Origin of the sequence: Microcoleus sp. w2-18bC1, from assembly GCF_036700365.1 — a bacterium.
GTDB lineage: Bacteria > Cyanobacteriota > Cyanobacteriia > Cyanobacteriales > Microcoleaceae > Microcoleus.
Genome location: NZ_JAUBOS010000017.1, coordinates 97,544 through 99,071, shown reverse-complemented (window position 1 = coordinate 99,071; position 1,528 = coordinate 97,544). Strand labels below are relative to the sequence as shown.

1 pseudogene is annotated in these 1,528 nt (G+C 47.9%); it reads left to right on the top strand.

Annotated features, from left to right (window positions below):
- Positions 1–1,528, top strand: a pseudogene (locus QT979_RS12460) (Calx-beta domain-containing protein); the annotation flags it as partial.

Below are 1,528 nucleotides of genomic sequence, written 5' to 3'. Positions count from 1 at the left end.
CTAACACGACTGCGACGGAAGGCGGTGCAACTGGAACTTATACCGTTAAATTAAATACTCAACCGATCGCACCTGTTACGATTAACTTGGCTACAGGCAGTGAAATTCAACCAATTACCGCACTTACTTTTACCACTATTAATTGGAATGTCGCTCAAACTGTTGCGGTGAAAGCAGTTGACGACAACTTAGTTGAAGGAAATCATGCAGGTGCGATCGCCCATACTGCTACCAGTACCGATACTAACTATAACAGCATCACAATTCCGGCTGTTAATGTCGCCATTACCGATAACGATACAGCAGGTTTCAGCGTTGCACCTACGAACATAACTGCTACAGAAGGCGGCGCCAATGGCAGTTACAAAATCCAGCTAACTTCCGAACCGAAGGCACCGGTTACTATCAGTTTCAATACTGACAATCAACTTAATCCGATCGCCACACCTCTTACTTTTGGCAACACTAATTGGAATGTTGCTCAAACTGTCACTGTTACGGCGATCGACGACAATGTAGCACAAGGAACCCACAGCGGCACGATTTCTCACACAGCTACGAGTACCGATGCCAATTATAATGCGAAAGTCATTCCCAATGTGACAGCATCGATTACAGATAACGATAGTCCCGGTATTTCTCTTGTCCAATCAGAAGGCGGGACAGCTATTGCTGAAGGCGGTGCAACCGATAGCTACGGCGTACTTCTGACTACCGCACCTACTGCAAACGTCACGATTAATTTTGACACGGGCAGTCAAATTAATGCGATCGCACCTGTCACTTTCACCCCGAATAATTGGAATGTTGCTCAAAATGTCACTGTTACGGCGATAGATGACAGCATAGCGCAAGGAACACGCAGCGGCACGATCGCTCACACGTCTGTCAGTACAGATACTAATTATAACAACCTGACGATTTCTCCTGTGACTGCCACGATTGCTGACAACGACACGACTGGTGTGAGTATTTCACCGGAGAGCACAACTGCTACAGAAGGCGGTGCCACAGGCAATTATACACTCAAGTTAAATTCGCAGCCAACTGCACAAGTTACTATCAGTTTTGATGCGGGAAATCAAATAAATGCGATCGGTGCAATTACCTTCGACGCTACTGACTGGAATGTTGCCAAACCCGTCACAGTAACGGCTACAGATGATACGGTTGTGGAAGGAAATCATGCGGGGGCGATCGGTCATACTGCTAGCAGTACCGATACGAAGTATAACGGCGTCGCAATTCCGGCTGTTAATGTCCCCATTACTGATAACGACACTGCGCCAACACCAACCCCAACACCTCCGTTACCAACACCAACACCAACTCCAACACCTCCGTTACCAACACCAACACCAACTCCAACACCTCCGTTACCAACACCAACACCAACTCCAACACCTCCGTTACCAACACCAACACCTCCGTTACCAACACCAACACCAACCCCAACACCTCCGTTACCAACACCAACACCAACCCCAACACCTCCGTTACCAACACCAACACCAACCCCAACACCTCC